Origin of the sequence: Streptomyces sp. NPDC007856, from assembly GCF_042868225.1 — a bacterium.
In the GTDB taxonomy this organism is placed as follows: domain Bacteria; phylum Actinomycetota; class Actinomycetes; order Streptomycetales; family Streptomycetaceae; genus Streptomyces.
In genome coordinates, this window is sequence record NZ_JBIAEC010000041.1 from 1 (window position 1) to 25,385 (window position 25,385).

Annotated in this window: 2 protein-coding genes and 1 pseudogene; all 3 read right to left on the bottom strand. The window is 72.8% G+C overall.

From position 1 onward, the window contains the following. On the bottom strand, positions 1 to 8,936 hold an 8,936-nt coding region (locus ACFYOH_RS42460), incomplete at its 3' end, for a type I polyketide synthase (RefSeq protein ID WP_388637102.1). 24 nt (positions 8,937 to 8,960) lie between these two features. Beyond that, the gene (locus ACFYOH_RS42465; protein ID WP_388637104.1) at positions 8,961 to 19,205 is read right to left on the bottom strand and encodes a type I polyketide synthase; all 10,245 of its coding nucleotides are present in this window, start codon (positions 19,203 to 19,205) and stop codon (positions 8,961 to 8,963) included. Between the two features lie 17 nt (positions 19,206 to 19,222). Beyond that, a pseudogene (locus ACFYOH_RS42470) lies at positions 19,223 to 25,375 on the bottom strand (type I polyketide synthase); the annotation flags it as partial. Positions 25,376 to 25,385 lie beyond the last annotated feature (10 nt).

Below are 25,385 nucleotides of genomic sequence, written 5' to 3' on the forward strand. Positions count from 1 at the left end.
CTGACCAACAGCACATGATCAGCACCCCGACGCGCAAGCCACCGCGCCACCTCGGCACCCAACGCACCCGTACCACCCGTCACCAGCACCGTGCCCTCGGGCTTCCACGTCCGTGCCGGCGGGGCACCGGCCGCGGAGGCGCGGACCAGCCTGCGGGCGAGCAGGCCGGAGGGGCGGATGGCGATCTGGTCCTCGTCGGCCGCGCCGGAGCCGGCCGTCCGGGACAGGGTGCCGGCCGCACGGGACAAGGTGCCGGCCAGTCGGGACAGCGCCTGGGCGTCCACGGTCTCCGGCAGGTCGATCAACCCGCCCCAGCGTTCCGGATGCTCCAGGGCGGCCACCCGGCCAAGGCCCCAGACCGCCGCCTGTGCCGGGTCCCGGGGCCGGTCTCCTACGGCGGTCGACATCGCGCCACGGGTGACACACCACAGGGGGGCCGTGACCTGGGCGTCGCCCAGCGCCTGCACCAGTACGGCGGTCGACGTCACCGCCAGGGGGCCGTCCAGCAGCGAGATGACGCCCGTGACCGCGGACGCCGCGGTGGTGAGCCGTTCGGCCAGTGCGGCACGGTTGTCCGCGTCGGCCTGCGTCAGCAGGAACTCTTGGACGTCCGCGCCGCGTTCGGCCAGCCCGCCGCAGATGTCCGCGGCGGCTGCCGTCTCCGGCACGACCACCAGCCATCGGCCGGACAGCCGTGTGCCGGAGGCATCGACCAGCGGCTTCCACACGGTGCGGTAGCACCAGCCGTCCACTGTCGACCGCTCATCGCGCCGACGGCGCCAAGAGGACAGGGCGGGCAGCATGCCGTCGAGCCACGTGTCCTGCTCGACCTCGAGTTCGGCGGCGACGGCCGCCATGTCCTGGCGCTCCACGGCCTGCCAGAACCGCGCTTCCACGGAGGCGTCGCCCACCGCGGCGGGCCGGGGAGCGGTGCCCGCGTGCTCGGGCCAGAAGCGGTGACGCTGGAACGCGTAGGTGGGCAGGTCGACGCTGCGTGCACCGGTGCCGGCGAAGAATGCCCGCCAGTCCACCGCGACACCCCGGACGTGGACCTGCGCCAGCGCCCTGACCAGTGCCTCCGTTTCGGAACGCCCCTTGCGCAGCACGGGTTCGAACGCTTGGTCGTCGCCGGTGACGCACTCCTGGCCCATCGCCGAAAGCACACCGTCGGGCCCGAGTTCGACATACGTCGTCACCCCTTCGGCCTCGAGCGTGCGGATGCCGTCGTGGAAGCGCACGGCCTCGCGGACGTGGCGCACCCAGAAGTCGGGGCCGGTGATCTCCTCGGCGGTCGCGAGAGCACCGGTGAGGTTCGAGACGACCGGGATACGCGGGGCCTCGTACGACAACCCCTCCACGACCTTGCGGAAGTCGGCCAGCATGCCGTCCATGTGCGGGGAATGGAACGCGTGACTGACCGTCAAGCGCTTCGACTTGCGGCCCTGTTCCTCGAAGCGGGCGGCGATCCCCAGTACGGCGTCCTCGTCACCGGCCACGACCACGGAGGCGGGGCCGTTGACCGCCGCGATGCTCACGGCGTCGGTCAGGAACGGCGCCACCTCGTCCTCGGTGGCCTGGACGGCCACCATCGCACCACCGGCGGGCAGCTCCTGCATCAGCCGACCACGGGCCGCGACCAGCGTGCACGCGTCCTCCAGCGACAGCACACCCGCACAGTGCGCCGCCGCGATCTCACCGATCGAATGACCGGATACGAAGTCCGGCCTGATACCCCAGGACTCCAGCAGCCGGAACAGCGCCACCTCCACCGCGAACAACGCGGGCTGCGTATACGCCGTCTGGTCGATCAGCCCGGCATCGTCCCCGAACAGCGCCTCACGCAGCGGCAGTTCGAACCGAGCGAAGACCTCGTCCAGCGCCTCGGCGAACACGGGATAGGCGTCGTACAGCTCCCGGCCCATCCCCAGCCGCTGACTGCCCTGCCCGGTGAACAAGAACGCCGACTTGCCGCCGGCAGGAGTGCCCTGCACGAGTCCGGTGGTGCTGCTTCCTTCGGACAGCGCGGTCAGCCCGGACACGAGACCGTCGCGGTCGTCCGCGACGACGACGGCGCGTACGTCGAACGCCGAGCGTCCGGTGGCGAGCGAACAGGCGACGTCGAGCGGCTCCGGCCCGGTGTGCGTGCCGAGGTGGGACAGCAGTCGGTCGGCCTGGGCACGGAGAGCGTCACTGGAGCGGCCCGACAGCAGGTAGGGCAGCACGGGCGGCGCCGGAGGGACGGTCGGCCGCTCCGGCTCTTCCGTGGGCGCCTGTTCGAGGACAACGTGTGCGTTGGTTCCGCTGTATCCGAACGAGGAGACACCCGCACGGCGCGGCCGGCCCGTCCGGGGCCATTCCCTGGACTCGGTGAGCAGTTCTATCGCCCCCGACGACCAGTCCACGTGCGGGGTCGGCTCGTCCACGTGCAGGGTCCGCGGAAGGAGGTCGTGCCGCATCGCCAGGATCATCTTGATCACACCGGCGGCGCCCGCGACGGCCTGGGTGTGGCCGATGTTCGACTTCACCGAGCCCAGCCACAGCGGGTGGTCGGCGGGGCGGTCCTGGCCGTAGGTGGCCAGCAGCGCCTGGGCCTCGATCGGGTCGCCCAGGGTGGTACCGGTGCCGTGGGCCTCGACCGCGTCGACGTCGGCGGCGGACAGCCCGGCACTCGCCAGGGCCTGCCGGATGACGCGCTGCTGCGAGGGGCCGTTGGGCGCGGTCAGGCCGTTGCTCGCACCGTCCTGGTTGACGGCGCTGCCGCGCAGTACGGCCAGCACGGGGTGGCCGTTGCGGCGGGCGTCCGACAGGCGTTCCACGAGCAGCATGGCGACGCCCTCGGACCAGCTGGTGCCGTCGGCGGCAGCCGCGAACGCCTTGATCCGGCCGTCGGCGGCCAGGCCGCGCTGCCGGCTGAACTCGGTGAAGGCACCCGGCGTGGACATGAGCGTCACGGCTCCGGCGAGGGCCAGTGAGCACTCGCCGTTGCGCAGTGCCTGCGCGGCCAGATGCAGTGTGACCAGCGAGGAGGAGCAGGCGGTGTCGACGGTGATCGCGGGGCCCTCGAGGCCGAACGTGTAGGAGAGGCGGCCGGAGGCGACGCTGGCCGCGTTGCCGGTGCCCAGGTGTCCTTCGAGGCCGTCGGCGTCCCGCAGCCACAGGGTCAGGTAGTCCTGTTCGTTGGAGCCGACGAAGACACCGGTCCTGCTGCCGCGCAGCGTGGCCGGGTCGATCCCGGCCCGTTCGAAGGCCTCCCAGGAGGTTTCCAGCAGCAGCCGCTGCTGCGGGTCCATCGCCAGCGCCTCGCGCGGCGAGATCCCGAAGAAGTCCGCGTCGAAGTACGCGGCGTCGTGCAGGAAGCCACCCTCGCGCGTGTAGCTGGTGCCCTCACGGTCGGGGTCGTCGCTGTACAGGGCGTCGAGGTCCCAGCCCCGGTCGGTCGGGAAGCCCGTGATGCCGTCCCGGCCGGACACCAGCAGCTGCCACAGCTCCTCGGGGGTGCGGACGCCGCCGGGGAAACGGCAGCTCATCGCCACGATCGCGATGGGGTCGTCGGCCGCGGCACCTGTCACCGGCACCACGGCGGTCTCGGCCTGCCGGCCGAGAAGCTCACCGCGCAGGTGCGTCGCGAGCGCGGCCGAGGTCGGATAGTCGAAGACGAGCGTGGGTGGCAGCCGCAGGCCGGTCGCGTCGCCGAGGAGGTTGCGCAGTTCGACGGCGGTGAGCGAGTCGAACCCGAGCTCCTTGAACGCGCGTGCGGGTTCCACCGCCGCGGGCCCGGCGTGCCCGAGCGCGTTCGCGACCTGGGTCCGTACCAGATCCAGCATGATCCGGTCCTGCTCGGGTGCCGTCAGGCCGGTCAGCCGTTCGAGCAGGTGCGAGGCGCCGCCCGCCGCGGAGCCGACGGTGCCGGCCGCCCGGCGCCGCGGAGCACGCACCAGCCCTCGCAGCAACGGTGACATGGCGCCCGCCGCTTGGCCGCGCAGGGTAGGCACGTCGACACGCATCAGGACGAGAGCCGCCTCGTCGGTGTCCTGGGCGAGGTCGAACAGCGTACGGCCCTCGGCGGCCGACAGCGGAGGCAGACCGGCGCGGCGCAGACGGCGGATGTCCGTCTCGTCCAGTGTGCTCGCCATGCCGCCGGACTCGCCCCACAGGCCCCAGGCCAGCGAACTGGCCGGCAGCCCCTGGGCTCGCCGGTGCGCGGCCAGCGCGTCGAGAAACGCGTTGGCCGCCGCGTAGTTGGCCTGTCCGGGGCCGCCGAAGACCCCGGAGGACGACGAGAACAGCACGAACGCCGACAGGTCCGCGTCGCGCGTCAGCTCGTGCAGGTGCAGGGCGCCGTCGACCTTGGGCCCGAAGACACGGTCGACACGGTTCGGCGACTGGGAAGCGAACACGCCGTCGTCCAGCACGCCGGCGGTGTGCACGACGGCGGTCAGCGGATGGTCGGCCGGGACGGATGCGATGACCTCGGCGAGCGCCTCTCGGTCGGCCACGTCACAGGCCGCCCAGGTGACGTGCGCACCGAGCGCGCCGAGTTCTGCCGTGAGTTCGTCCGCACCCGCTGCCTCGGCGCCGCGTCGGCTGACCAGCAGCAGACGCCGGGCCCCGTGCTCCGTCGCCAGATGCCGGGCGAACAACCCGCCCAGCATCCCCGAAGCACCCGTCAGCAGCACCGTCCCCTCGGGGTCGTACGCCCTGGGACTCTCGATGGCGGCCCCTGCCGCGACCCGGGCCAGGCGCGGCACCAGAAGTTCCCCGGCGCGTACCGCCAGCTGCGGTTCGTCCGCGGCCAGTGCGGTGGGCAGGACACGCCAGGACGCCTCCTCCCCGTCGCAGTCGACGAGGACGAAACGGTCCGGATTCTCCGACACGGCCGAGCGCAGCAACCCCCATACGGCCGCCAGGGCCGGATCGACGTCCGCGTCCCGTTCGGCCGCCGCGACCGCACCACGCGTCACCACGACCAGCCGCGCCCCCGCGAACCGGGTGTCGGCCAGCCACGCCTGCGCCAGCTCCAGCGCCTCCACCACCGCGGCACGCACAGCGGCACCGGAGAGGGCACCCGTCGCACCGATGTGGACGAACACCTCGTCCGGCACCGGAGCACCCAGGTCCACGGCGGCCGACAGCGCCGTCAGGTCCGCGTGAAGTCCGCTCGTCCCTTCCAGGAGGCCCGCCGGGACGCCCGCCGGGAACGAGGCCCAGCTGCCGAGCACGGCTCGACGGACACCGGCCACGGCCGCGGATTCGGTCGCCGCGGCGGCCTGGTCCCGGCCGGCCGGGAGGTTCACCCACTCCACTCGCAGGACCGACTCGTGGTACGCGACCCGTGCGGCCTGCACCTGATCCTTGGAGACAGCGCGCAGAACGAGCGACTCCACGGTCGCCACGGGCGCCCCCGCGGCGTCCGCGACCGCCAGCCGCACAGCGTCCCCACCCGTCGGTGCGAGGTGCACGCGCAATGCCGACGCACCGCCGGCGTGCAGCGACACCCCGCTCCAGGCGAAGGGCAGCCGCCCGCCACCGGAGTCGTCCAGCACGCCCAGCCCCAGCGCGTGCAGCGCGGCATCGAGCAGGGCGGGGTGCAGCCCGAACCGTCCCGCCCCGTCCACGGCCGTCTCGGGCAGGGCGACCTCGGTGAAGACCTCCTCGCCACGCCGCCAGGCCGCCCGCAGCCCCTGGAAGACCGGCCCGTAGCGCAGGCCGGTCTCGGCCAGCTCCTCGTACAGGTTGGCCACCTCGACCGGTTCCGCACCCGCCGGAGGCCATACGGACAGGTCGACGGAGGACCGCTGGGCGCCGGAGACGGCCAGCAGGCCGGTGGCATGCCGGGTCCACGCCTGCTCGGTTCGGGCGTCCTGCGGTCGCGAGGCGACAGTGAGCGGCCGCCGTCCGTCGTCGTCCGGCGCGCCGACCACCAGCTGCAGTTGTACGGCACCCCGCTCGGGCAGCACCAGCGGCGCCTCCAGCGTCAGCTCCTCCAGCCGGTCACAGCCGACCTGGTCCCCCGCCCGGATCGCCAGCTCCACGAACGCCGTACCCGGCAGCAGCACCGCACCCATCACCGCGTGATCCGCCAGCCACGGCTGCGTGTCCAGGGACAACCGACCCGTGAACAACAACCCGTCGGAATCGGCCAGCGCCACCGCCGCACCCAGCAACGGATGCCCAGCCGCCTCCAACCCGGCCGACACCACATCACCCACCCAGCCCGCCGGCGCCTCCAGCCAGAAACGCCGGTGCTGGAACGCGTAGGTGGGCAGATCGACACGCCGGGCACCAGTGCCGCCGTAGTACGCCTGCCAGTCCACCCCGATGCCCCGGATATGGGCCTGCGCGAGGACCGTGGTCAGCGCCTCAGCCTCGGGACGGTTCGCCCGGAGGGTCGGCACGAAGGCGTGGTCACCGTCGCCTGTGACGCAGTCCTGCGCCATCGCCGACAGGACACCGTCCGGGCCGAGCTCGACGAACGTGGTGACGTTCTGGGCCTCCAGCGTGCGGATGCCGTCGTGGAAACGGACCGCCTCACGCACATGGCGGACCCAGAAGCCGGGGTCGGTGATCTCCTCCGCGGTCGCGAGAGCGCCGGTGAGGTTCGAGACGAGCGGAATACGCGGAGCCTCGTACGACAGACCCTCGGCAACCTCCCGGAACGCCTCCAGCATCCCGTCCATGTGCGGCGAATGGAACGCATGACTGACCGTCAGGCGCTTGATCTTCCGGCCCTGCTCCTCGAAGCGGGCCGCGATGCCCAGTACGGCGTCCTCGTCACCGGCGACCACCACGGAAGTGGGGCCGTTGACCGCGGCGATGCTCACGACGTCGGTCAGGTACGCGGTGACCTCTTCCTCGGTCGCCTGCACCGCCACCATCGCACCACCGGACGGCAACTCCTGCATCAAACGGCCACGCGCCGCCACCAGCGTGCACGCGTCGGCCAGCGACAGAACACCCGCACAATGCGCCGCCGCGATCTCACCGATCGAGTGACCGGAGACGAAGTCCGGCCGGATGCCCCACGATTCGAGGAGGCGGAACAGCGCCACCTCGATCGCGAACAGGGCGGGCTGCGTGTAAGCGGTCTGGTTGAGCAGCTGAGCGTCATCGCCGAACACCGCCTCCTGCAGCGGCAGTTCGAATCGTGCGAAGACCTCGTCCAGGACTTGGGCGAACACGGGGTAGGCGTCGTACAGCTCCCGGCCCATCCCCAGCCGCTGACTGCCCTGCCCGGTGAACAAGAACGCCGACTTGCCCGCCACCACGGACCCGGTCACCAGGCCGGCCGCCGCGCCGCGTCCCTCGGCCAGAGCCCCAAGCCCCGCCAGCAGACCGTCACGGCCACCCGCCACGACCACCGCACGCCGCTCCAGAGCAGCACGCGTCGTCGCCAACGAATACGCCACATCAACCGGTTCGACACCGGCATCCCCCGCGACACGGTCAAGCAACCGCCGCGCCTGCGCCCGCAGCGCCTCCTCGGTCCGGCCCGACAGCACCCACGGCACCACCGGCAGTGCCATGGCAGTCACCGGCGTGTCATCGACCGTGGGTGCCTGCTCGATGATCGTGTGCGCGTTGGTGCCGCTCACGCCGAAGGCCGAGACCGCGGCCCGGCGCGGCCGACCGGTCTCCGGCCACTCACGGGCCCCGGTCAGCAGTCGCACCGTACCCGCCGACCAGTCGACGTCCGGTGTCGGCTCGTCCACATGCAACGTCCTCGGCAGCACACCGTGGCGGATCGCCATCACCATCTTGATGACGCCGCCCACTCCGGCCGCCGCCTGGGTGTGTCCGATGTTGGACTTCAGCGAGCCCAGCCAGAGCGGCCGGTCCTCGGGACGCTCCTGCCCGTAGGTGGCCAGCAGCGCCTGCGCCTCGATCGGGTCGCCCAGCCGGGTTCCGGTGCCGTGCGCCTCCACCGCGTCGATCTGGTCGGCCGTCAGGCGGGCGTTCTCCAGTGCCTGGCGGATGACACGCTGCTGTGCGGGTCCGTTGGGGGCCGTCAGGCCGTTGCTGGCGCCGTCCTGGTTGACGGCGCTCCCGGCGACGATCGCCAGCACCCGGTGGCCGTTGCGGCGGGCGTCGGACAGTCGCTCGACGAGCAGCACGCCCACGCCCTCGGACCAGCCGGTCCCGTCCGCCGCCGCGGCGAACGACTTGCAGCGGCCGTCGGCGGACAGCCCCCGCTGCCGGCTGAACTCCACGAACACATCGGGGGTGGCCAGTACGGTCACGCCGCCGGCGAGCGCCAGGGAGCACTCGTTCTGGCGCAGTGCCTGCACGGCGAGGTGGAGGGCGACGGAGGACGACGAGCAGGCGGTGTCGATGGTGGCCGCCGGTCCTTCCAGGCCGAAGGCGTAGGCGATGCGGCCGGAGACCACGCTGGACGCGGTGCCGGTGAGGAGGTGGCCCTCGACGCCGTCCGGCAGCTCGTACTGGCCGGCGCCGTAGGCCTGGGAGGACGCGCCGATGAACACGCCGGTCCTGCTGCCCCGCGCGGCGGAGGGGTCGATGCCGGCGCTTTCGAACACCTCCCAGGACGCCTCCAGCAGGATCCGCTGCTGCGGGTCCATCGCCAGCGCCTCGCGCGGCGAGATCCCGAAGAAGTCCGGATCGAACTGGGCGGCGTCGTGCAGGAAGCCGCCCTCGCGCGCGTAGGAGGTGCCTTCGTGCTCGGGGTCGGGGTCGTACAGCGACTCGACGTCCCAGCCGCGATCCGTGGGGAAGTCGGAGACGGCGTCCTGGCCGTCGGCTACCAGCCGCCACAGCTCCTCCGGCGACCGTACCCCTCCGGGGAACCGGCAGCTCATGCCGACGATCGCGATCGGTTCCCGGGATGCCGCGGTGAGCTGCTGGTTCTGTCGACGCAACCGCTCGGTTTCCTTGAGCGAGGCCCGTAGCGCTTCAACGATCTTTTCGTTGGGGGTTGTCATCTTGTACTCCGCACTTCGGGCGCGTCAGGGCTGGTTGCTGTCGAGCGCCATATCGATCAGATGCTGCACGTCCAGCCCGTCGATGTCGTCGGGGGACAACCCCTGATCGCCGTCGTCGGTGGCTGGGGTCGGCTGGGGGTCGGCGAGTTCCAGCAGTGCCTCCAGCAGGCCCGCCTCACGGATGCGGCTGAGCGGGAGGGCCGCGAGCCTCCTGCGCAGCTCGGCCTCCTGCGGGTCGCCGTCCGGCGCGGGGCCGGTGCCGCCGTCGGGCAGCAGCGCGGCCAGCAGGTGCCGGGCGAGCGCGGCGGGGTTCGGGTAGTCGAACACCAGGGTGGCGGGCAGGGAGAGTCCGGTGGCGGTCCTGAGCCGGTCGCGGAGCTCGACGGCGGTCAGGGAGTCGAAACCCAGTTCCTTGAAGGCACGGCCGGCCTCGACGGCGTCGGGCGAATCGTGCCCCAGGGCGAACGCCGCATGTGTGCGTACCAGGTCGAGCAGCAGCGTCGTACGGTCGTTCGTGTCGAGCCCGGCCAGCTGCTCGCGCAGAGCGGGGGCCTCGCCCGCCGGGTAGCGGGGTGTGCCGTCGCCGTCGCCGCGCAGGGCCGCGCGTACCTCCGGCAGGTCCGCGATGAGCGGGCGGGGACGTGCGGCGGTGAAGGCTGGTGCGAAGCGTGTCCAGTCCACGTCGGCGACGGTCACGGTGGCCTCGGGGGCGCCGACGACCTCCCGCAGTGCCGCCAGGTTGGTCTCCGGTGCCATGGGCGGCAGTCCTCGGCGGCGCAGCTGTTCCTCCGCGTCCCCTTCGGCGGCCATGCCGCCGTCCGCCCAGGGGCCCCAGGCGATGGCGGTCGCCGCCAGTCCGCGCGCCCGGCGCTGCTCGGCGAGCGCGTCGAGGAAGGCGTTGGCCGCGGCGTAGGCGCCCTGTCCACCGCTGCCCCACACGCCGGCGATCGACGAGAACAGCACGAAGGCGTCCAGCGTGTCGTCCTGGAAGAGGGCGTCCAGGTGTACGGCGCCGGTGGTCTTGGCGGCGACCACCTCCGCGAACTCCGGCAGGGCCGTCGCGGTGCCCGGGGGCTGCGACACGCCCGCGGCGTGCACGACCGCCTGCACCGGCGTGCCGTCCGCGGCGAGCTTGCCGACGAGGGCCTGGAGTGCGGACCGGTCGGCCACGTCGCAGGCCGCGATCGTCACCTCGGCACCCAGGCCGGACAGTTCGGCGGTCAGCCGGGTCGCGCCCGGGGCGTCGGCTCCGCGGCGGCTGAGCAGCACCAGCCGGTCGGCGCCGTTGCGGGCCAGCCAGCGGGCGACGTGGGCACCGAGTGCGCCCGTGCCGCCCGTGACCAGCACCGTGCCGCGCGGTGTCCAGGAGCCGGCGGGACCGGTGGTGTCCTGGGGCGCGCGTTCGAGCCGGCGCAGGTAGGTGCCGGAGGGCCGGACCGCCACCTGGTCCTCACCGCCGCCGGCGGTGAGGACGCCGACCAGCCGGTCGGCGGTCCGCTCGTCGACGGTCACCGGGAGGTCGACCAGTCCGCCCCAGTGCTCGGGCTCCTCCAGCGCCGTCACCCGGCCCAGACCGGCGACCTGGGCCTGGAGGGCGCTGAGCAGCGGGTCGCCGGCGTCCACCGAGACCGCGCCGCGGGTGACGCACCACAGCGGCGCGCCGATGCCGGCCGACGGGAGGGCCCGTGTCACGGCGGCGGTCAGCGCCAGTCCGGCAGGGACTGCGGGGTGCCGGGGATGCGGCTGCTCGTCCAGCGCGAGCAGGGACAGCACACCGCTGACGGGTGCGGCGTCGGGCACCTCGGCGGCCGCTCGCCGCAGCCGCTCGGCCAGCGCCCCGGCGTCCTCGTCCGGCACGCCGACGGGGACACGCACGATGCCGGCCCCGGCGCGCTCCAGTGCGCTGGTGAGGCTGCCGATCCAGGGGGCGTCGGACGGTGCGGTCGGCACGATGGTCAGCCAGGTCCCGGCCATGCGCGGGGCCGCTGGCTCAGGATGGTCCTGCGTCTCCGACCGCCGCTTCCACACGACGCGGTAGCGACGCTCCGCCACGGTGGAGCGTTCGCGCTGCTGCCGGTGCCACGACGCCAGCGCCGGGAGTACGGCGCGGAGCGGCTGGTCCGCGTCCACGGCCAGTTCGGCGCCGAGTCCGCTCAGGTCTTCGCGTTCGACCGCCGCCCAGAAACGCTCGTCCACGGCGTCCGGCGCGCCGCCGACCGGCGTTCCCACGGCCGCTTCGGGCGCTTCGGACGCTTCGGGCCAGAACCGCCGGCGCTGGAAGGCGTAGGTGGGCAGGTCGACGCGGCGGGCGCCGGTCCCCGCGAAGTACGCCTGCCAGTCGAGGTGTGCGCCGCGCGCGTGGGCGCGGCCCAGTGCGGTGGTCAGCGTCCGGGCCTCCGGCCGTCCCCTGCGCAGGACGGGCAGGCACATCGCGTCGGAGCCGTCGAGGCAGTCCTGGACCAGCGCCGAGAGCACCCCGTCCGGGCCGAGTTCGACGAACGTGGTGACCTGCTGCGCCCGGAGCGCCCGCACGCCGTCCAGGAACCGCACCGCCTCGCGGACATGCCGAACCCAGAACTCCGGTGTGTCCATTTCGCCGGGGCCCACCACGGCTCCGGTGAGACACGAGACGACCGGCGTGGCCGGCGGGCGGTAGACGAGTCCCTCGGCGACCTTCCGGAAGTCGGCCAGCATGCCCTCCATGAGCGGCGAGTGGAACGCGTGGCTGACCGCGAGGCGCTTGGTCTTCACGCCATGTCCGGCGAGAGCGGACGCGATCCGCGACACCTCACTCTCCTCGCCCGCGATGACCACCGAAGTGGGGCCGTTGACGGCCGCGATGCCGACCTGGTCGGTCAGATACGGCGTGACCTGGTCCTCGGTGGCCTGGACGGCCACCATGGCGCCACGGTCGGGCAGTTGCTGCATCAGGCGCGCCCGAGCGGACACCAGAGTGCAGGCGTCCTCCAGGGACAGCACACCCGCGCAGTGCGCCGCGGCCAGCTCGCCGATGGAATGGCCCGCCAGGAAGTCCGGCTGCAGACCCCAGGCCTGCAGCAACCGGAAGAGTGCGACCTCGATCGCGAACAGGGCCGGCTGTGCGTATGCCGTCTGGTCGAGCAGGTCGCCCTGCTCACCGAAGAGTACGTCCTTCAGGGCGGGGTCGAGCCCCTGGCACACCTCGTCGAACGCCTGGGCGAAGACCGGGTAGGTGTCGTGGAGTTCCCGGCCCATGCCCAGGCGCTGGCTGCCCTGACCGGTGAAGAGGAACGCCAGTTTGCCCTCCGTCGGCACATCCTGCGCGGTGCCCACCGGTGGCTCGCCGTCGGCCAGGGCGCGCAGTTGCCGCGTGAGCGCCTCCTCGTGATCGGCATCGACGACCAGCACGGCCCGCTGCTCCAGCGCGGCACGACCCGTCGCCAGGGAATAGGCGACGTCCAGGGGGCGCAGGCCCGGCTGTGCGGCAAGCTGCCCGTGCAGCCGCTCGGCCTGCTCACGCAGTGCCCGCCCGCTGCCGGCCGACAGCGCGAAGGGCAGGACCGGCAACACCGCACCCGGAACCACCCCGGCCTCCGCCTCCACCTCGGGCGCCTGCTCGATGATGGTGTGGGCGTTGGTGCCGCTGATCCCGAAGGACGACACACCCGCCCGGCGGGGACGGCCGGTCTCCGGCCACTCCCGCGCCTCCGTCAGCAGCGACACCTCGCCCGCCGACCAGTCCACATGCGGCGTCGGCTCATCGACGTGCAGGGTCCGCGGCAGTACGCCGTGCCGCATCGCCAGCACCATCTTGATCACACCGGCCACACCGGCCGCGGCCTGTGTGTGACCGATGTTCGACTTGATCGAGCCCAGCCACAACGGCCGGTCCCCACCACGCTCCTGCCCGTACGTCGCGATCAGCGCCTGCGCCTCGATCGGGTCACCCAGCGTCGTACCCGTACCGTGCGCCTCCACCGCGTCGACATCGGCGGCGGACAGCCCGGCACTCGCCAGCGCCTGCCGGATCACCCGCTGCTGCGACGGACCGTTCGGCGCCGTCAGACCATTGCTCGCACCATCCTGGTTCACCGCCGAGCCGCGGACCACCGCCAGCACCGGGTGACCGTTACGGCGGGCATCGGACAGCCGCTCCACCAGCAGCATCCCCACACCCTCACCCCAGCCCGTACCGTCCGCACCCGCCGCGAACGCCTTGCAGCGGCCGTCAGCCGACAGGCCACCCTGCCGGCTGAACTCGGTGAACGTGCCGGGCGTCGACATCACGGTGACGCCGCCGGCCAGGGCGAGCGCGCACTCGCCGTTGCGCAGGGCCTGGATCGCCCAGTGCAGGGCGACCAGCGAGGAGGAGCATGCCGTGTCCACCGTCACCGCGGGGCCTTCGAGACCGAGGACGTAGGCGACCCGGCCGGATATGACGCTGCTCGCATTGCCCGTCATCACGTGACCGGCGACGGTGTCCGCCATGTCGTCGAGTCCGGTGTCGTAACCGCTGTACGCGGCGCCGACGAACACGCCGGTGCGGGAGCCCCGCAGCGCGCCCGGGTCGATCCCGGCGCGTTCGAAGGCCTCCCAGGAGGTCTCGAGGAGCAGCCGCTGCTGCGGGTCCATCGCCAGTGCCTCGCGAGGGCTGATGCCGAAGAACGCCGCGTCGAACCGGTCCGCGTCGTGCAGGAAGCCGCCCGCCCGGGCGGGGCCGCCGTCCGGCGCGTACGAAGCCGCGCCCGCGTCCCAGCCGCGGTCGACGGGGAAGCCGGAGATGGCGTCGCTCCCCGACTCCAGCAGCTGCCAGAGCTCTTCGGGCGAGGCCACGCCACCGGGGTAGCGACAGCTCATGGCCACGACAGCGATGGGATCGTCGCCACCGGCACGGCCCGCGAGCGGTACGGCCTCGACAGCGGCGCCGGTCGCGTTCCCGGTGCCGAGGAGCGTGTCGGCCAGATGGCGGGCGAGCGCCGAGGCGTTGGGGTAGTCGAAGACGAGCGTGGTCGGCAGACGCAGTCCGGTCGCCGTGTTCAGCCGGTTGCGCAGGTCCACGCCGGTGAGGGAGTCGAAGCCCACGTCCTTGAACGCCCGTGCCGGCTCCACCGACTCCGGTCCGGAGTGGCCCAGCACGGCCGCCACATGGGTGCGCACGAGCTCCAGCAGAGTCCGCTCCTGGTCGGCGGGGAGCAGTCCACGCAGCCGGCCGGCCAGCGCCGAGCCGCCGTCGGCCGCCGTCCCGGCACCACGCCGCCGAGGGGCGCGGATCAGCGTACGGAACACCGGGGGGACCGATCCGGTGCCGGCCGCTGCGTCACGTATCGCCGCGAGGTCCAGGCGGGCGGGGAGGAGAACGGATCGCTCACTGCGCAGGGCCCTGTCGAACAGGGCCATGCCCTCCGCCGAGGAGAGCGCGCCCATGCCGGCCCGTGCCATGCGCCGCAGGTCGGCCTCGTCCAGACCGCCGGTGATTCCGCTGGCCTCGGCCCACAGGCCCCAGGCCAGCGAGATCGCCGTCTGGCCCTGGGCGCTCCGGTGCCGGGCCAGCGCGTCGAGGTACGCGTTGGCCGCGGCGTAGTTGGCCTGTCCGGGGCTGCCGAGGACTCCGGCGGCCGCCGAGAACAGCACGAACGCCGACAGGTCCAGGTCGCGGGTGAGGTCGTGCAGGTGCCAGGCGGCGTCCACCTTGGGCCGCAGCACTCGCTCGAGGCGATCGGGCGTCAGCGACGGGAGCACGCCGTCGTCGAGCACGCCCGCGGTGTGCACCACGGCGGTCAACGGGTGGTCGACGGGTACGGACGCCAGCAGGGCCGCCAGCGCCTCACGGTCGGCCGCGTCGCAGGCGGCCACGTTCACCTCGGCACCCAACTCGGCGAGCTCGGCGGCCAGTTCCTCGGCGCCGTCGGCAGCGAGCCCCCGGCGGCCGGTCAGCAGCAGATGCCGTACACCGTGTTCCGTCACCAGGTGCCGGGCGCACAGCGCACCGAGCGTGCCGGTTCCGCCCGTCACCAGCACCGTGCCCTGCGGGTCGATCGGGCGGGGCTGCCGCTCCGCTCCGGCCGCCACACGGATCAGCCGCGGGGCGAGCAGTCTGCCGCCGCGCACGGCCAGTTCCGGCTCCGTGCACATCAGCGCCTCGGCGGGCACGGTGCCCGCGGGGTCCTCGGCGTCCAGGTCGACCAGGAGGAACCGTCCGGGGTTCTCGGTCTCCGCGGAGCGCACCAGGCCCCAGACACAGGCACCGGCCAGGTCGGTGACGTCCTCGTCGGCCGTGGCCACGGCGCCGCGCGTGACGAAGGCCAGGCGCGAGCCGGCGAAGCGATCGTCCGCCAGCCACGCCTGGGCCAGGGCGAGCGCCCACTGGGCCGCGGCGTGCGCGGCATGCGGGGCTTGTGCCGCCTGCGTGGTGTGCGCCGCCTGCGGTTGCGGATCGCCGGATGCCGGGGGCGGGCAGGACACGAGGATCACGTCCGGGACGGTCATGCCTGCGTCGGCGGCCGCGGCGAGCGCGGCCAGGTCGTCGTACCGCTCCGTGGCCGGGTCGGCCGTTTCGAGCGGGTGTGCCGCGATCAGCGCGGTGGAGACCGGCTCGGCGTCGGGGGCGACGGCCTCGGACCAGACCGGCTCGAACAGGGGCGCCAGGCCGGTGGCACGCGCGCCGTCGGCCGGGACGATTTCCGCCGCCGGACGCAGGGTGAGGCGGTCGACGCGGGCCACCGGCGCACCGGTGGCGTCGGCCGCCTCCAGCAGGAAGGTGCCGCTCGCTGCGGGTGTGAGCCGCATCCGCACCTCCGTGGCGCCCACCGCGTACAGCGCGACGCCGTGCCAGACCGCCGGTACGAGCGGGGCGCCGGAGCCGCACGCCGCGGCGAGGTGCGCGGCTGCCTCCAGCAGCGCGGGGTGCAGGGCGAAGCCGGTCGTGTCCGTGCCCTCGGGAAGCCGCACGTCGGCGCAGAGCTCGTCCCCGCGCCGCCAGACGGAACGCACCCCTTGGTACAGCGGTCCGCACTCGAGGCCGGCCGCCTCGTAATCCTCGTACAGAGCGCCGACCTCGACGCCCTGTGCATCGGCCGGCGGCCATTCCGTCAGCGTGAACGCCGGCCCCGGCGCCGCCGTGTCGAGTACGCCGGTGGCATGGCGCCGCCACGGTACGTGCCCGTCCTCGTCGAGCCCTCCGGCGTGCGAGGAAACGGTGAAAGTCCGCCGTCCGCCCTCACCGGCGGAGTCCACCACGACCTGGACCCGCACCGCACCCTGCGCCGGCACGATCAGCGGTTCGTGGAGCGTCAGCTCCACCAGGTGGTCGCAACCGGCCTGGCCGCCTGCGTGGAGGGCCAGTTCGACGTACGCCGCACCGGGCAGCACGGCGTTCCCGGCGAGCCTGTACTGGTTCAGCGAAGGATGGGTCTGCGGGGACAACCGGCCGGTGAACACATACGCGTCGGCACCGGCCACGGGTACCGCGGCACTCAGCAGCGCGTGACCGGCCTTCTCCAGACCGGCGGCGGTCACGTCACCGGCTCGGGAACCGGGTGCCAGCCAGTAGTGCCGGTGCTGGAAAGCGTACGTCGGCAGCTCCACCCGTCCTGCGCCAGTACCCGAGAAATAGGCCTCCCAGTCGATGCCGACACCACGCACCTGCGCCTGGGCCAGGGCCCGCGTCAGGGCCTCGGCCTCGGGACGGTTCGCCCGGAGGGTCGGCACGAAGGCGTGGTCCTCGCCGGTGACGCAGTCCTGCGCCATCGCCGAGAGCACACCGTCCGGGCCGAGCTCGATGAACGTGGTGACGTTCTGGGCTTCGAGGGTGCGGATGCCGTCTTGGAAGCGGACCGCTGCACGGACGTGACGGACCCAGAAGTCAGGGTTGGTGATCTCGTCCGGGGTTGCGAGGGCGCCGGTAAGGTTCGAGACGACCGGAATACGCGGGGCCTCGTACGACAGACCCTCCGCGACCCGGCGGAACGCCTCCAGCATCCCGTCCATGTGCGGCGAGTGGAACGCATGACTGACCGTCAGGCGCTTGATCTTCCGGCCCTGCTCCTCGAAGCGGGCCGCGATGCCCAGTACGGCGTCCTCGTCACCGGCGACCACCACGGAAGTGGGGCCGTTGACCGCGGCGATGCTCACGACGTCGGTCAGGTACGCGGTGACCTCTTCCTCGGTCGCCTGCACCGCCACCATCGCACCACCGGACGGCAACTCCTGCATCAAACGGCCACGCGCCGCCACCAGCGTGCACGCGTCGGCCAGCGACAGAACACCCGCACAATGCGCCGCCGCGATCTCACCGATCGAGTGACCGGAGACGAAGTCCGGCCTGATACCCCACGATTCCAGCAGCCGGAACAGCGCCACCTCCACCGCGAACAACGCGGGCTGCGTATACGCCGTCTGGTCGAGCAGCTGAGCGTCATCGCCGAACACCGCCTCACGCAGCGGCAGTTCGAACCGAGCAAAAGCCTCGTCCAAGGCCTCGGCGAACACGGGGTAGGCGTCGTACAGCTCCCGGCCCATCCCCAGCCGCTGACTGCCCTGCCCGGTGAACAGGAACGCCGACTTGCCCGCCACCACGGACCCGGTCACCAGGCCGGCCGCCGCGCCGCGTCCCTCGGCCAGAGCCCCAAGCCCCGCCAGCAGACCGTCACGGCCACCCGCCACGACCACCGCACGCCGCTCCAGAGCAGCACGCGTCGTCGCCAACGAATACGCCACATCAACCGGTTCGACACCGGCATCCCCCGCGACACGGTCAAGCAACCGCCGCGCCTGCGCCCGCAGCGCCTCCTCGGTCCGGCCCGACAGCACCCACGGCACCACCGGCAGTGCCATGGCAGTCACCGGCGTGTCATCGACCGTGGGTGCCTGCTCGATGATCGTGTGCGCGTTGGTGCCGCTCACGCCGAAGGCCGAGACCGCGGCCCGGCGCGGCCGACCGGTCTCCGGCCACTCACGGGCCCCGGTCAGCAGTCGCACCGTACCCGCCGACCAGTCGACGTCCGGCGTCGGCTCGTCCACATGCAACGTCCTCGGCAGCACACCGTGGCGGATCGCCATCACCATCTTGATGACGCCGCCCACTCCGGCCGCCGCCTGGGTGTGTCCGATGTTGGACTTCAGCGAGCCCAGCCAGAGCGGCCGGTCCTCGGGACGCTCCTGCCCGTAGGTGGCCAGCAGCGCCTGCGCCTCGATCGGGTCGCCCAGCCGGGTTCCGGTGCCGTGCGCCTCCACCGCGTCGACTTCGCCGGCCGACAGTTGCGCGCCGGCCAGCGCCTGCCGGATGACTCGCTGCTGCGAGGGACCGTTGGGCGCGGTCAGGCCGTTGCTGGCGCCGTCCTGGTTGACGGCGCTCCCGGCGACGATCGCCAGCACCCGGTGGCCGTTGCGGCGGGCGTCGGACAGTCGCTCGACGAGCAGCACGCCCACGCCCTCGGACCAGCCGGTCCCGTCCGCCGCCGCGGCGAACGACTTGCAGCGGCCGTCGGCGGACAGCCCCCGCTGCCGGCTGAACTCCACGAACACATCGGGCGACGGCATCACCGTCACGCCGCCGACCAGCGCGAGCGAGCACTCGCGCTGCCGCAGCGCCTGAGTGGCCCAGTGCAGGGCGACCAGCGAGGAGGAACAGGCGGTGTCGATGGTGGCCGCCGGTCCCTCCAGGCCGAAGACGTAGGCGACGCGGCCGGAGAGCACGCTGGTGGCGCCGCCGGTCAGCATGAGTCCTTCGAGGTCTTCGGGCGTCTCCTTCAGGTCGGCGCCGTAGCCCATCGACCCGGCGCCGACGAAGACGCCCGTACGGCTGCCCCGCAGTGACACGGGATCGATTCCGGCGCTCTCGAACACCTCCCAGGACGCCTCCAGCAGGATCCGCTGCTGCGGATCCATCGCCAGCGCCTCACGCGGCGAGATCCCGAAGAACTCGGCGTCGAATTCGGCTGCGCCGTCCAGGAAACCGCCGCCGGTGTTGTAGAAGGTGCCTTTGCGGTCCGGATCCGGATCGGCCATCGCGTCGATGTCCCAGCCCCGGTCGACAGGGAATCCGGAAACGGCGTCCCCACCGTCGGCCACCAGGCGCCACAGGTCCTCGGGCGACCCCACGCCGCCCGGGAAACGGCAGCTCATGCCGACGATGGCAATGGGTTCCCGGGCGTCCGTCTCCACCTCGTCGAGGCGGCGACGGGCCCGGCGCAGTTCAGCGGTCACCCATTTCAGATTGTCGAGAAGCTTTTCTTCATTTGCGGTAGCCACCGAAACGTCACCCCCTGGGAAGAGCCGGAAACGGCACGGAATTGTGTGCGCTCATCACGTCAGGAGCGTCCGAATTCGTTGTTGATGATGTCGAAGATGTCGTCGACCGACGCCGATTCCAGGTCGTTGCCGTCGTCCTCACCGGCGGTCGCGCTGTCGGTCTCGTTCCACTTGCGCAGCAGTTTCTCCAGGCGAGAGGTGACGCTCGCGCGTTCCGCGCCGTCCGCCGCGACGGACGACAGGATGAACTCCAGTCGGTCGATCTCGGCGAGTGCGGGGAGCGCCGGTGCGCTCTGCTCGCCGAGGAGTTCGGCTCGCAGGTGTCCGGCGAGAGCGGCCGGCGTCGGGTAGTCGAAGACCAGGCTCGCGGGCAGCCTCAGCCCGCTCGCGGTCCCGAGCCGGTTGCGCAGCTCGACGGCGGTGAGCGAGTCGAAGCCGAGCTCCTTGAAGGCGCGCCCGGCCTCCACGGCGGTGGTGCCGTTGTGCCCCAGCACCGCTGCGACGTGCGTGCGTACCAGGTCCAGCAGCATGTCCTCCGCCTCGGCGCCGGACAGCGCGGACAGCCGCTGCCGCAGCGCCTCGGCGTCCTGCGCCGTGCCGTCGCCCCCTCGTTCGGCCCCGGTGCCGGTGTCCGCCTCGGCGAGCACGCGCCGTACCTCGGGCAGGTCGGCGATGAGGGGACGCGGCCGTGCGGCGGTGAACGCGGGTACGAAACGCTCCCAGTCGACGTCGGCGACCGTCACCGTCGTCTCGGCACGGTCCAACGCTCCCTGCAGAGCGCTGATCGACCGATGTACCGGCAGCACCGGCAGCCCACGGCGGCGCAGTTGCTCGGCGGCCTCGTCGTCGGCCACCAGGCCGCCGTCGGCCCAGGGGCCCCAGGCGATGGCGGTGGCCGCCAGCCCGCGGGCCCGGCGCTGCTCGGCGAGCGCGTCGAGGAAGGCGTTGGCCGCCGCATAGGCGCTCTGGCCTCCGCTGCCCCACACGCCGGCGATCGACGAGAACAGCACGAAAGCGTCCAGGGGCGCGTCGGCGAACAGCGCGTCGAGGTGCGCCGCACCCGTCACCTTGGCGGCCATCACCTCGGCGATGTCGCCGGGACCGGTCCGGGCGAGCGGCGCGTACTGGCCGGCACCTGCGGTGTGCACAACTGCGGTCACGCGGGGCACACCGACCAGCAGCCCTTCGAGCGCGTCCCGGTCGGTGACGTCGCACGCGGCGACCGTCACCTGGACGCCCATCCCGGTCAACTCGGCGGTCAGCGCCTCGGCTCCGGGTGCCTCGGGGCCGCGTCGGCTGGTGAGCACCAGGTGCTCGGCGCCGTTGCCGGCGAGCCACCGGGCCACGTGGGCACCGAGCGCCCCCGTGCCTCCGGTCACCAGGACCGTGCCCCGAGGCTTCCACGCGCCGGCGGCGGGGACCTGTGTGTCCTTCTCCGACGCGTGGACCAGGCGTCGTACCAGAACTCCCGGTGTCCGCACCGCGAGCTGGTCCTCGTCGCCGGCTCCGGCCAGGACGGCGACCAGGCGCGCGGCGGCACGCCCGTCGAGGGTCTCGGGCAGGTCGACCAGACCGCCCCACCGCTCGGGGTGTTCCAGTGCCACCACCCGGCCCAGCCCCCACACCTGCGCCTGTGCGGCGCTGCGCGGCCGGTCCGACGGCGCGGTGCCCACCGCTCCCTCGGTGACACACCACAGCGGGGCGTCGACGCCGGCCTGCCCGAGCGCCCGGACCAGGTCTCCGGTGCGCAGCACTCCCCGGGAGACCGCCGTGTACCGCGGATGCGACCGCTCGTCCAGCGCCAGCAGCGAGAGGACACCCTGTGGCGTCTCGCCGCCCAGCTCGGCGTGCAGGCGCTCGGCGAGGAGGGCGGGCTCCGTGCGGGTGTCGACGCCGGTGCCGGTGTCCGTGTCCGTACCGGTGTCCGTGTCCGTGTCCGTGAGCGTGATCTGGCGTACGGTGGCGCCCGCTGTGCGCAGCGCGTCGACGACCTCGCGCACGCGGGCGTCGTCCGCCTCGGTGGCGGGTACCACGGTCAGCCAGGTGCCCGTCATCCGCGCCGCGTCCGGCTCGGCCAGCGGCTTCCAGACCACCCGGTAGCGCCAGCCGTCCACCGTGGACTGCTCCTGCCGCTGCCGGCGCCACGCCGACAGTGCGGGCAGTACATCGCTCAGCGGCTGGTCCGCGTTGATCGCCAACTCGGTGGTGAGCGCGGTCAGGTCCGCATTGTCGACGGCCTCCCAGAAGCGGGACTCGGCCGAGTGGTCCGGAGCATCGCCGCCCGGCTCCGCCACGGCGTCCACGGCGTCGTCGAGCCAGTACCGCCGACGCTGGAAGGGGTAGGTGGGCAGGTCGACGCGGCGGGCGCCGGTGCCGGTGTAGTAGGCCTGCCAGTCGACGGCGATGCCTCGGGTGTGCGCCGCGGCGAGCGCCGTGGCGAGGGTGTCGGCCTCCTGGCGGCCCGCACGGAGCGCGGGGAGGAAGGCATGGTCGTCGCCGGTGACGCACTCCTGCGCCATCGCGGACAGGATCCCGTCCGGTCCGAGCTCGATGAACGTGGTCACGTCCTGTGCTTCGAGGGCGCGGATGCCGTCGTGGAAGCGCACGGCCTCGCGGACGTGGCGCACCCAGAAGTCGGGGCTGGTGATCTCCTCGGGGGTCGCGAGAGCACCGGTGAGGTTGGAGACGACCGGGATGCGCGGGGCCTCGTACGACAGCCCCTCCGCGACCTTGCGGAAGTCGGCCAGCATGCCGTCCATGTGCGGGGAGTGGAACGCGTGGCTGACCGTCAGGCGCCTCGTCTTGCGGCCCAGCTTCCCGAAGCGGGCGGCGATCTCCAGTACGACGTCCTCGTCACCCGCGACCACCACGGAGGCCGGACCGTTGACCGCGGCGATGCTCGCGGCGTCGGTCAGGTACGGGGTGACCTCGTCCTCGGCGGCCTGGACGGCCACCATCGCACCACCGGCGGGCAGCTCCTGCATCAGCCGGCCACGCGCCGCCACCAGGGTGCAGGCGTCCTCCAGCGACAGCACACCCGCACAATGCGCCGCCGCGATCTCACCGATCGAGTGACCGGAGACGAAGTCCGGCCTGATACCCCACGATTCGAGGAGCCGGAACAGCGCCACCTCCACCGCGAACAACGCGGGCTGCGTGTACGCCGTCCGGCCGAGCAGTTCCTCGTCCCCGCCGAACATCACCTCACGCAGCGGACGCTCGAGGTGGGCATCCAGGTGGGCGCACACCGCATCCAGGGCGTCCGCGAACGTGGGGTGGGCGTCGTAGAGCTCCCGGCCCATCCCCGGCCGCTGACTGCCCTGACCGGTGAACAGCAGTGCCGTGCGGCCGTCGCCTGCCGCGCCCCGGACCACCTGCGGGCCCGGCTCCCCCGCCGCCAGTGCGGCGAGCCCTTCCAACAGGACCCCCCGGTCGCCGCCGACGACGGCGGCGCGCAGTTCCAGAGCCGCCCGTGACGTCGCCAGCGAATAGGCGACATCGACCGGCCGTGTCTCCGCGCCCGCAGCGAGCCGTACCCGCACACGCTCGGCCTGCGCCCGCAGCGCGTCCTCGGACTTGGCGGACAGCACCCAGGTCTGGACGGCAGGCGGTGTCGCCGGTGCCGTCGCCTCGGTGGTGTGGTCGGCGGGTGCCTCTTCGAGGATGGTGTGGGCGTTGGTGCCGCTGAAACCGAAGGACGACACGCCCGCCCGGCGAGGGCGGCCGGTCTCCGGCCACTCCCGGGCCTCGGTCAGCAGCTCCACCGCGCCCGCCGCCCAGTCCACGTGCGGCGTCGGCTCGTCGACGTGCAGGGTCCGCGGCAGCACGCCGTGCCGCATCGCCAGCACCATCTTGATGATGCCCGCGACACCGGCGGCCGCCTGCGTGTGACCGATGTTCGACTTGATCGAGCCCAGCCACAGCGGTCGGTCCTCGGCACGCTCCTTGCCGTAGGTGGCCAGCAGTGCCTGCGCCTCGATCGGGTCACCCAGCGTCGTACCCGTGCCGTGCGCCTCCACCGCGTCCACCTCCGACGCCGACAACTGGGCGTGGGCGAGCGCCTGCCGGATCACCCGCTGCTGCGACGGACCGTTCGGCGCCGTCAGACCATTGCTCGCACCATCCTGATTGATCGCCGAACCACGGACCACCGCCAGCACCGGGTGACCGTTACGGCGGGCATCGGACAGCCGCTCCACCAGCAGCATGCCCACGCCCTCACCCCAGCCGGTGCCGTCCGCACCCGCCGCGAACGCCTTCACCCGGCCGTCGGCAGCAAGACCACGCTGCCGACTGAACTCGATGAACGCGCCCGGCGAGGACATCACCGTCACACCACCGGCCAACGCCAGATCGCACTCACCGTTCCGCAGCGCCTGGGCGGCCAGATGCAGGGCGACCAGCGACGAGGAGCAGGCCGTGTCCACCGTCATCGCGGGGCCTTCGAGCCCGAAGACATAGGCGAGCCGTCCGGAGACCACGCTCGCCGCGTTGCCCGTGCCCAGGTATCCCTCGATGCCGTCCGGCAGGGTCTGCGCGAACGAGTCGTAGTCCTGGCCGTTGGTGCCCACGAACACGCCGGCCTGGCTGCCACGGGCGGTCGCCGGGTCGATCCCGGCCCGTTCGAACACCTCCCACGTGGTCTCCAGCAGCAGTCGCTGCTGCGGGTCCATGGCGAGCGCCTCACGCGGCGAGATCCCGAAGAACGCCGGGTCGAACTCGGCGACGTCGTAGAGGAATCCGCCCTCACGTGTGTAGCACGTGCCCTGCTGGTCCGGGTCGGGGCTGTAGAGGCGCTCGAGGTCCCAGCCACGGTCGTGCGGGAACTCGGCGATCGCGTCCCCGCCGGTGGCCAGCAACTGCCACAGGTCCTCCGGCGACCGCACGCCGCCGGGGAATCGGCAGGTCATCGCGACGATGGCGATCGGATCGTCCGCCACCTCGGCTGCCCGGGACACCGGGCCTTCGACCGCCGCCCCGGTTTCCAGCAGTTCGGTCCGGAGGTGGTCGGCCAGCGCGGACGCCGTCGGATGGTCGAAGACGAGCGTGGCGGGCAGGTCGACACCGGTCGTGGCACCGAGCCGATTGCGCAGCTCCACCGCGGTCAGCGAGTCGAATCCGAGCTCCTTGAAGGCCCGTTCCGCCCCGATCGCCGCGGAGCCGTTGTGCCCGAGCACTCCGGCCACATGGGTGCGGACCAGGTCGAGGACCGTGCGTTCCTGCTCGGCGCGGGACATTGCGGCGAGCCGTTCCGCGAGCGAAGCTCCCGCACGGCTGCCGGCACTGCCTGCGGCGAGGCCGTCCGCATGGTCGAGGACCCTGCGCACTTCGGGCAGATCGCCGATGAACGGACTGGGCCGCACCGCCACCAGGCCGGGCGTCAGCCGCTCCCAGTCGAAGTCGGCCACGGTCAGCACGGCCTCACCGGAGTCGACGGCCTGGCGCAGCGCGCGGATGGCCGGGTCGACGGCCATCGGCGGTACGCCACCGCGGCGCATCCGCTCTGCGATGTCGTCATCGGCGGCCATGCCCGCGGCCCAGGCGCCCCAGGCGATCGAGGTGGCGGGAAGGCCGTCCGTCCGGCGCTGCTGAGCGAGCGCGTCCAAGTAGGCGTTCGCGGCGGCGTAGTTGGCCTGTCCGCTGCTGCCCAGAGTGCCGCTGATCGACGAGAAGAGTACGAACGCCGACAGGTCCAGATCACGGGTGAGCTCGTGCAGATGGCGAGCCGAGTCGGCCTTGGCCTGCCACACGCGCTCGAACCGCTCCGGGGTCAGCGCGTCCAGGACACCGTCGTCGAGCACACCCGCGGTGTGGATCACAGCCGTCAGTTCGGACCGCAGCGGCTCCAGCAGCCGTGCCAGCGCCTCACGATCGGCCACGTCACAGGCGGCGATCGTCACCCGGGCACCCGAAGAGACGAGCTCCGCCTCCAGCTCGGCCGCCCCCGGCGCCTCCGCACCCCGCCGACTGGTCAGGACGAGGTGGCCGGCTCCGTTGCGTGCCAGCCAGCGGGCGACCTCGGCGCCGAGCGCGCCCGTGCCGCCGGTGACCAGCACGGCGCCCTCCGGGGTCCATGCGCCGTCCTCCGGAACGACCTCACTCTGCACCGGACGCTCCAGCCGACGCGCGAAGATCCCGGACCCACGCACCGCGACCTGGTCCTCACCACCCAGACCGGCCAGCACATCCGCCAACCGACCCAGAGCACGCTCATCCACCACA